Origin of the sequence: Bradyrhizobium sp. NAS96.2 (genome assembly GCF_001908235.1) — a bacterium.
Classification (GTDB): domain Bacteria; phylum Pseudomonadota; class Alphaproteobacteria; order Rhizobiales; family Xanthobacteraceae; genus Bradyrhizobium.
Genome location: NZ_LGHK01000206.1, coordinates 1 through 8,124 on the forward strand (window position 1 = coordinate 1; position 8,124 = coordinate 8,124).

The following is an 8,124-nucleotide window of genomic DNA, read 5'->3' on the forward strand; positions in this document are numbered from 1 at the left end:
ACTCGATCCGCCGATCATATTCTTGGAGGTCGGCAGCCTCGATACTGCGCCCCGCTCTAAGCCTCCCGCAATAGCGTGCGCGCAACAGTGTCCTAGTTCCCCAGTGCGAGTAGGGCAGCACCGGATTGACCAACTTGTTGTAGGCCGCTCCAGGAGACCTAGCGGCTTCTCACCTGGCCCGTTGGGCGCGATCATGGAAAATGGGATCCAGGTCTCGCGAGTCCATGTTCGGAGCGACCGTCAGCCACCTGGCCAAACGGGCCACCGAGGCACGCTGGGAGGCCGATGTACTCGCCTGCCAGGCATGGAATGCCCGCATGCTCGCGTTTCAGGGCCTGCCGAGCACCAAGAAGATCAATGGCTTACTTCGTTCTATTTGCCGACAGCGCGACCGCCGCACCAGAAACCGCACCAGATGCGTCCACTTTTCGTTCGTGAGCGGTTCGCGCTCCGCCCGCGATCAGCCGAACTGAGAAGATGGACGAAATACTTGCGGGCGCTCATTTTCGGCGACACGTTGAACGAATGATCGAGCCCCCGCTTGCCGTACACCGTGCAGGTGAAGCGCGGCCCGATATCTGACAGAAGGATCTCGTCCGGCCTGCTCGCCGCGTCCATCGTGACGTTAGAGCAGCGGTGTCTTTGCAGAAAACAGCGATGTGCTTTGCGCCGGTTTCGCGCAATTCGCGAAATGAGATCTTAGTTCGATAGTCCTTTCATCGTGCGATTACAGCCGCCTCTCATGCTAGCTGACAATCCACGAAGCCTAGCGAGCGGCGACGTTCCGTCCACCATCAATCGGTCAAGGTCATTGCCGGGAATAATTTAGTTCTGCTCCAAAATTATGCTGGACTAGATTGCCGATGCTTTATCGTCGACTGAGCAGGATACCGCGCTGTTGCAGATCCCTGACTTTCTCGGGCGCGATGTCGAGCTGGCCGAGGATGTCTTCATTGTGCTCGCCCTGGTAGGCCGGCGCACCGGGGGATGGCAATTCCGAGCTACTAAAGATCCAGGGGTTGCCTGGCATGCGGACGACCCCGCCGGCACGGTCATCGACCTCAACCACGGCATTCCATTCCTTGGCCCAGTCGGTGTCAGCGAACTCATTGACAGTGCGTACGCGGCCTACCGCAAGCCCCGCTTCGCTGACTTGCGCCTGCAACTGCTCCAGATTCTCGAAGGTCGTGAGCCAGGCGCGAATTTCAGCAAGCAGCGGGGCGAGGTTTTCCCGGCGTAATCTGGCGGTGGCATAGCGCGGATCGGCCAGCAGATCGCTCCGCCGCATCATCGCGCAGTAACGGGTGAACATCGGCGAATAGATCGGACTGGCGGCGATCGTCAGGCGAGCGCCATCGAACATTTCGAAGATGTGGGATTCGTTGGCTGAGAGCGCGATCGGTTCACCGTCGGTATCGATCTCCGACATCATCGCGCCGGCGCGTTCGTTGACCGAGAGCATCGTCGCCGCCATCGAGACGTCGACATGCTGGCCTTCGCCGGTGCGATTGCGATGCTGCAGCGCTGCCAGCACGGCAATCACGCCTTGCAGTCCGGTATAGATGTCTGCGTGGCTGCAGGAATCGCCGCGAGGCTCGGACAACGCCTCGCCGAAATGGTCCTGCACGATCGAGGTCAGGCCGGTTTCGGCCTGCACTGTCGGCGCAAAGGCCGGGCGATTCCGCCACGAGGTCGTCTGTCCGTAGCCGCTCAGCGACACATAGATGATGCCGGGATTGAATGCGCGGATGTCCTCATAACCGAAGCCGAATCGTGCCAGGGTACCGGGACGAAAATTCTCGACGATGACGTCGGCGTCCCGGCACAGCCGGGTGACGATTTCGCGCGCCTCGGCGTAGTTCAGATCGATGCTGAGATTTCGCTTTCCGGCGTTCTGTTGCACAAAATAGAGGCCGATGCCGTTCACGTTGGGCAGTCCGGCGCGGCCGATATCGCCGGATGGCGGCTCGATCTTGGTGACATCGGCGCCGAGGTCACGCAGCGCCTTGGTGCAGTGGGGACCCGCCAGCACGCGGGTGAAATCGACGACCCGAAGTCCATGAAGTGGCGCAGCCGACATCGTCAGTCTCCCTCGAACACGGCCGTCGCGGGGCCGGAAGCAAAGAAGGCGTCGGCGCCACGCTGGCGGTCCTTGGTTTGCCAGATCATGTCATTGATCTCGACCTGTCGGGCATCGGCGGCAGCGATGCCGCCCCGCCCCTGCAGGTTCGCCTGCATCTTGATGCCCTTGATGACTCGGGTCGGGCCGGCGGCGAGCTGCCGGGCCATGGTCATCGACGCCCCTGACAACTCGGCTTCCGGAACCACGAGATTGATGATGCCCCAGCGCTCGAACGCCTCGGGCGTATGACGGCGGCCGAGCATCGAGATTTCCTTGGCCCGCGCGATGCCGGCCCGCTGCGCTATCCGCTGCGTGCCGCCGAGCAAAGGCAGCAATCCGACAGCCACCTCGACCTGGCCGAGGAAAGACGTGTTGGCCGCGACAATCATGTCGCAGGTCAGCGCGAGCTCGAGGCCGCCGCCGAGCGCGCCGCCATTGACGGCGGCGACCGTCGGGACCGGCACATCCTCGAGACTGCGCCAGACCCTCTCGAGCCCGGCCTGATCGGTGTGCAGCTTGGTGCCGGTTCCCCAGGACGCCATCTCTGCACCGGCGCAGAAATGCCGCATCGCGCTGCGCAGCAGGATCGCACGGCAGCCGGCCGAGACCACTGCATGGTAGGCAGCGACCACATCATTGATGAGCTTGTCGTCCAGCAGATTATGCGGCGGCTTCGCCAGCGTGACCACGCCGACCTTGCCGTCCAGCTCATGAGTTACAGTCATGCCAATCCCTCGCTCGATCAAAAGCCGGCAGCAGGCTTCCGCCGCAATGGCGCGACCGGCTGGCGTTTCCTCATCGCGGGCTGCTTCGCACAGCTCCCGCCGTTCCTGTGGTTTGAATGTCGCCCGTCATAATAAACGTGACAACGTCAAGCTCTGCCAATTATGATGTCGAAAATTGCCAAACGGCCGCGAGAGCCGTTTACCGGCCTGTCAATCTGTGCCAGCCGGACGCGGAGAAAACGCCATGAAGGCGATCAAGATCGTGATGCCGATCTCGAGCGATCCCGATGCGCCGACGCAGAGCCTGCTCGGCCTCGGCGCACTGGCGGCCGAGCTGGCGGCGCAGGGCGTCTCGGTGCGCGAGCTGTTCGCACGCACCGGTCTCGATGCCGCACAACTGGAAGATCCGCACGCGCGAATCTCGCATAGGCAGCGCCTGGCGATCTACCGCAACGCCATCCGGCTGGCGAAGCGATCCGACATCGGATTGCTCGCGGGCGCGCGGCAGCGCATCAGCGACTACGGCATCTACGGTTATGCCATGGTGTCGAGCCGGACCTTCGGCGAGGCGCTGATGTTCTCGCTCGACCACATCACGATGGCCGGGCCGGCGGTGCGGCAGATCAGCTTCCGGATCGAGCACGGCGCGACCGCAATCCTGCGCAGCCATGGGCTCGATCCGCTCGGAGAGCTGCTGCCCTTTGCCGCCGAATTCTGGCGCAGCTCGATGACGGCGCTGTTCAGCCGCGTGCTCGAGGCGCCGTTCCCGAGCACGCGGATGATCTTTCCATTCGCCGCGCCGGCACACTGGCGCAACTACGAGCGGATGTTCAACTGTCCGATCGAATTCGGCGCCGATCGCATGGAATGGCACTTCGACGCCAAGGCGCTCGATCTGCCCTGCCCGAACGCAAATCCGATTACCGCCAAGGTCTGCCAACAGGTCTGCGACGTCGTGATGAAGGAGCGGCCCGGAGAATCCGAGCTGGTCCGGCGGATCCGCGCAGCTTGCCTCAACAGCCCCAACAGGTTTCCGGCTGCGGCGGAGATCGCATCACAGCTCGGGCTCTCGTTGCGCACCTTTCACCGCAGGCTGGCGGAAGATGACCAGTCCTACCAAGCGATCGCCGACGGGATGCGCCGGTCGTTGGCCACCGAGCTGCTCGAGAACACGCACCTCGCCATCGACCAGGTCGCCGAGCGCGTAGGCTTCGCCGACGCCACCAGCTTTCGCAAGGCGTTCAAGAAGTGGACCAACCGCTCGCCGTCGGATTTTCGTCATCCCGAGCAGCGTGAGCACCCGCAAGGGAGATGACCGCCTGATTGCTGCGCCCTGCTCGCTGAGCCTGATCCTGTCCCCGACCAGGCGTCAGAGCGCAGCAACGAGCAGCATCGCCAGATGTGCACCCACGAGTAGGAACAGCGCCACCACCAATGTCAGCAGATGTCCGAAGCGGACTTCGTCCGGATCGACCGACGAGCCCGGGAGCTGTGTGCAGACGAGCAGACAATCCACATCAACCTCCGTCAGATATGCTTGCTTCCGGCAATGACGGCATCGACCGGCTCGATCCTGCCCACGCATGATCCGAACCCGATGCTCACATAGCCTTCCCTGCTGCATCTGCCGCGGAAGGTGACCTCGTCGCCGTCATGAAGGAAGCCCCGGCGCTCCCCATTTGGCAGCACGGCCGGCCGTGATCCGGCGGCGGTGAATTCGAGCATGCTCGAGAGCTGGGCCGGACTTGGACCCGAAATGGTGCCAGTGCCGATCAGGTCGCCCGGCTGCAAATTGCAACCGTTGATGCTGTGGTGGGCAACCATCTGCGCCGGCGTCCAGTACAGGTACTTGCTGTTGGAGGTGAGAATCGCCGAGGCGGGCTGGTTCGCATCACGCATCTGCGCGGTCGAAAGCAGGACCTCGAGATGGACGTCTAGTCCTCCGCCGGATTGATCGGCGGCGTCGAACAAATAGTCGAGTGGCTGCGGATCGTTGTCGGGACGCGCCAGTGCCGGGACGCGGAACGGCGCCAGCGCATCAGATGTGACGATCCAAGGCGAAACCGAGGTGGCAAAGCTCTTGCTGAGGAAAGGCCCCAGCGGAAACATCTCCCAGCGCTGGATGTCGCGCGCCGACCAGTCGTTCAAGAGCGAATAGCCGATGATCTGCTGCGATGCCTCGGAGATCGACACGGGACTGCCGACCCGGTTACCGGCGCCGAGGTAGAATCCCATCTCAAGCTCGAAATCCAGCCGTTCGCAGGGGCCGAAGCTCGGCGGCTCGCCGACCGTGGCGGGCGGGCGCTGCCCGAGCGGCCGTCGTACCGTTCGTTGCCCGACCTGCACGGATGACGCCCGGCCGTGATAGGCGATCGGAACCCATTTGTAGTTCGCGGGAAGCGGATTTTCCGGCGTGAGCAGCGCACCGGCTGCCCGCGCGTGGTAGATGCCGGCATAGAAGTCCGTATAGTTCGAGACCCGCGTGGGCAGATGCAGCGTTGCATCCGCGATCGGCGTCAGCAATTCGGAAGCACGGCGTCTGATGTCATTGGCCGCACTGCCTTGGCCAAGCAGGTCGGCGGCGCGGCGGCGCAGCTCCCGCATCGCCACCGATCCGAGCGCGAACAACGCATTGAGTGTGCTGTCCTGGAGAGCCCGCCGGATCGGCAAGCCTAAGCGCTCGTCCGAGCCCAGCGCTCTCCTGAGGTCGAAGACGAGATCCCCGATCGCCATGCCGATCCTCGGCCGCGGATCGACCGCGGTGCGGAACACGCCGAGCGGCAGGTTCTGGATCGGGAAGTCGGTTTCGTCGCCGTCGGCCGTCTCGACAAAGCTCCGCCGCGCCGGGTCGTGCGTCTCGTCCAGCTGTTGCGAATTGATCATGCGTTCTTTCACTCTCCGCAGGCGTGCTGCGATTTCACGAACCGGCCGCCGCGAGGCTGACCTGATCGCCGGCCAGGGCCGTTCCGATCTCGGACTGGATGAGCTGCGCCGTGAACGCCTCGTGTTCGCGCGTTGCACGTGCGCTGCGATCCGTCACCGAGAAAAGCCAGACGAACAGGAAGGCGAGCGGCATCGAGAACAATGCGGGATTGTCGTAAGGGAACACCGCCGAAGGAAAGCCGAGGACGGCGACCCATACGGTCTTGCTCAGGACGACCAAGACGACCGACGCAACCAGCCCGGCGAGACCGCCGGCGACAGCGCCACGCGTGGTGGTTCCGCGCCAGAACATCGCCATCGCCAGCACCGGAAAGTTGCAGCTTGCGGCAACCGACAAGGCAAGCCCGGCCATGAATGCAACGTTCTGGTTCTCGAAGGCATAGGCTAGCAGGACCGCGATGACGCCAATTGCCATCGCAGCGATCCGCGACACCAGGAGTTCGCGGTGCTCCGACGCCTTGCCACCGGTCAGCACCTGGCCATAGATGTCGTGACTTACGGCCGAGGCGCCAGCGAGCGTCAGGCCCGCAACAACCGCAAGAATGGTCGCGAACGCCACCGCGGAAATAAAGCCGAGCAGAACCGGGCCGCCCATTGCGTGGGCGAGATGGATCGAAGCCATGTTTGGCCCCCCGATCAGGTCTGCGATCTTGTTGAACTGGCCTGATGCTGTGACATTGAAATAGCTGGGCTCGGGCATCAGGATTGCCGCGGCGGCAAAGCCCAGCACCGGAATCACCCAACAGAAATAGGCCACGCACGTCGTCGCGTAGAAAACGGATTTGCGGGCCGCCGCGGCGTCACTCACGGTGAAGAACCGCATCAGAATATGTGGCAGGCCGGCCGTGCCGAACACGAGTGCCAGTCCGAGCGAGATGGCGGAGACCGGTTCGGCAAACAATCCACCTGGCACAAGGATCGCAGCTCCCTTGGGATGAATGCGGCTTGCAGCCTCGAGCAGTCGCGCAAGGCTGAAATCGAAATGCCATAGTGCCGCAAGCGCGAGCAACGTTCCGCCACACAGCAGCAACACCGCCTTCGAGATCTGCACCCAGGTGGTGGCCTGCATGCCGCCAACGATCACGTAGAGGATCATCAGAACACCTACACCAACCACGGCGAGCACGTAGTCGATCCCGAACAGCAGCTGGATCACCTTGCCCGCACCGATCAGCTGCGCGATGAGATAGAACAGGACAACAACGAGGCTTCCGGTCGCGGCGACAAGCCGGACCGATGTCTGGTCAAGGCGAAACGCGGCTGCGTCCGCAAAGGTATAGCTCCCGAGATTGCGCATGCGCTCCGACATCAGGAAGAGCACGATCGGCCAACCCGTCAGGAACCCGAGGGCGTAAAGGAAGCCGTCGAATCCGTTGGCGTAGACGAGCGCGGAGATGCCGAGGAATGCGGCCGCCGACAGGAAATCGCCGGCGGTCGCCAACCCGTTCTGCAACGGTGTGATCGCGTGGCCGGCCGTGTAGAAGCCAGCCTTCGATTTCGTGCTGCCCGCCGAACGGTAGGTAATGAGGAGCGTGATGGCGACGATCAAGGAGAACATCGCGATGGCAATCCAGTCGGGCCCGCGCCCGCCCACCATCGGCGTGCCCTGCGCCATTGCCGCGGATGGAAAGGCCACGCCGAGCGCGACAAGCAGGCATCTGGCGATCATCGACCAAGCTCCCGTTTGACGGCGCGGGCGAGTTCATCGAAGCGGGTATTCGACCGTTGGACATAGATTCCGGTGAAAACCACGAGTGCTGCGACCATGGCGAGCGCGAGCGCAAAACCGAGAGGAAGAGCGCTCCCCGCGATGTTCGTGCCAAGCGCGGCTTTTGCGACCGAAACCAAGCCAATGAACCCGAAGAACATGACCAGCGTCAGGATAGACAGGATCCATCGCAGCCTCGCGCGTCCCGAGACTAGCTCCTTGAATGTCGCATCGGCGAGGATCTCCCGCGTGCGGCTGGACGGCGCCTGAAGCATCTGATTCCTCCTTCGAAGACATTGTGGACCGCCGTGCCACGTCTGCGCGCCCCTGCGTCGCAGAGAATCAAAGCTTCGGAGGTGTCTTCCTTGTGGGCTCAGAGCATCAGAATCCGGACCGCATCCGACAAGGTGCTATCCTGCCAAACTACGGGTGATTTCATGCCATGGGCGGCGAGCCAACTAAATCGAGATGAGTCTAGGTCCGCTCTACACTCTAAGGAACGTCGCAGCAGCGTGGGTTAAGGCGCAGAGCTATGATCGCGCCTTCCTCCAACAAGCCCGGACGCGCGTCACATGGACATAAGGAAAAATGTGCCGAAGGCGAGCAAGCCGAAGGATGCCACGACT

The 8,124-nt window shown here is 62.9% G+C and carries 8 protein-coding genes; 2 read left to right on the plus strand and 6 right to left on the minus strand.

Translation table 11 applies throughout. The annotated features are described in order from the left end of the window. Window positions 1–224 precede the first annotated feature (224 nt). Window positions 225–473 carry a hypothetical protein gene (locus AC628_RS43385; RefSeq protein WP_143201958.1) on the plus strand — a complete coding sequence of 83 codons (249 nt, stop codon included), beginning with the start codon at window positions 225–227 and terminating at the stop codon, window positions 471–473. A 395-nt stretch (window positions 474–868) separates the two neighbouring features. Here AC628_RS43385 and AC628_RS34350 read toward each other — a convergent pair whose 3' ends face one another. Further along, on the minus strand, window positions 869–2,080 hold the full coding sequence (locus AC628_RS34350; protein ID WP_074131145.1) for a CaiB/BaiF CoA transferase family protein: 1,212 nt from the start codon (window positions 2,078–2,080) through the stop codon (window positions 869–871). Window positions 2,081–2,082: 2 nt separating this feature from the next. Continuing rightward, window positions 2,083–2,847 carry an enoyl-CoA hydratase/isomerase family protein gene (locus AC628_RS34355; RefSeq protein ID WP_074131146.1) on the minus strand — a complete coding sequence of 255 codons (765 nt, stop codon included), beginning with the start codon at window positions 2,845–2,847 and terminating at the stop codon, window positions 2,083–2,085. Between the two features lie 244 nt (window positions 2,848–3,091). Between AC628_RS34355 and AC628_RS34360 the strand changes: the two genes are divergently transcribed. After that, window positions 3,092–4,162 carry an AraC family transcriptional regulator gene (locus AC628_RS34360; protein ID WP_074131147.1) on the plus strand — a complete coding sequence of 357 codons (1,071 nt, stop codon included), beginning with the start codon at window positions 3,092–3,094 and terminating at the stop codon, window positions 4,160–4,162. Window positions 4,163–4,216: 54 nt separating this feature from the next. On the opposite strand, the gene AC628_RS44450 is transcribed toward AC628_RS34360, so the two are convergent. From AC628_RS44450 to AC628_RS34375, 4 genes are read right to left on the minus strand one after another with little or no spacing between them, the layout of a single operon-like run. Continuing rightward, the gene (locus tag AC628_RS44450) at window positions 4,217–4,363 is read right to left on the minus strand and encodes a hypothetical protein (RefSeq protein ID WP_168193513.1); all 147 of its coding nucleotides are present in this window, start codon (window positions 4,361–4,363) and stop codon (window positions 4,217–4,219) included. Window positions 4,364–4,374: 11 nt separating this feature from the next. Next, window positions 4,375–5,730, minus strand: a complete 1,356-nt coding sequence (gene fahA / locus AC628_RS34365; protein ID WP_074131148.1) for a fumarylacetoacetase — start codon at window positions 5,728–5,730, stop codon at window positions 4,375–4,377. Between the two features lie 34 nt (window positions 5,731–5,764). Further along, a complete protein-coding gene (actP, locus tag AC628_RS34370; protein ID WP_074131149.1) occupies window positions 5,765–7,459 on the minus strand; it encodes a cation/acetate symporter ActP in 1,695 nt (564 codons plus the stop codon). Further along, window positions 7,456–7,773, minus strand: a complete 318-nt coding sequence (locus tag AC628_RS34375) for a DUF485 domain-containing protein (RefSeq protein ID WP_074131150.1) — start codon at window positions 7,771–7,773, stop codon at window positions 7,456–7,458. Before AC628_RS34375 ends, actP begins: the two co-directional genes overlap by 4 nt. Between the last annotated feature and the right edge of the window lie 351 nt (window positions 7,774–8,124).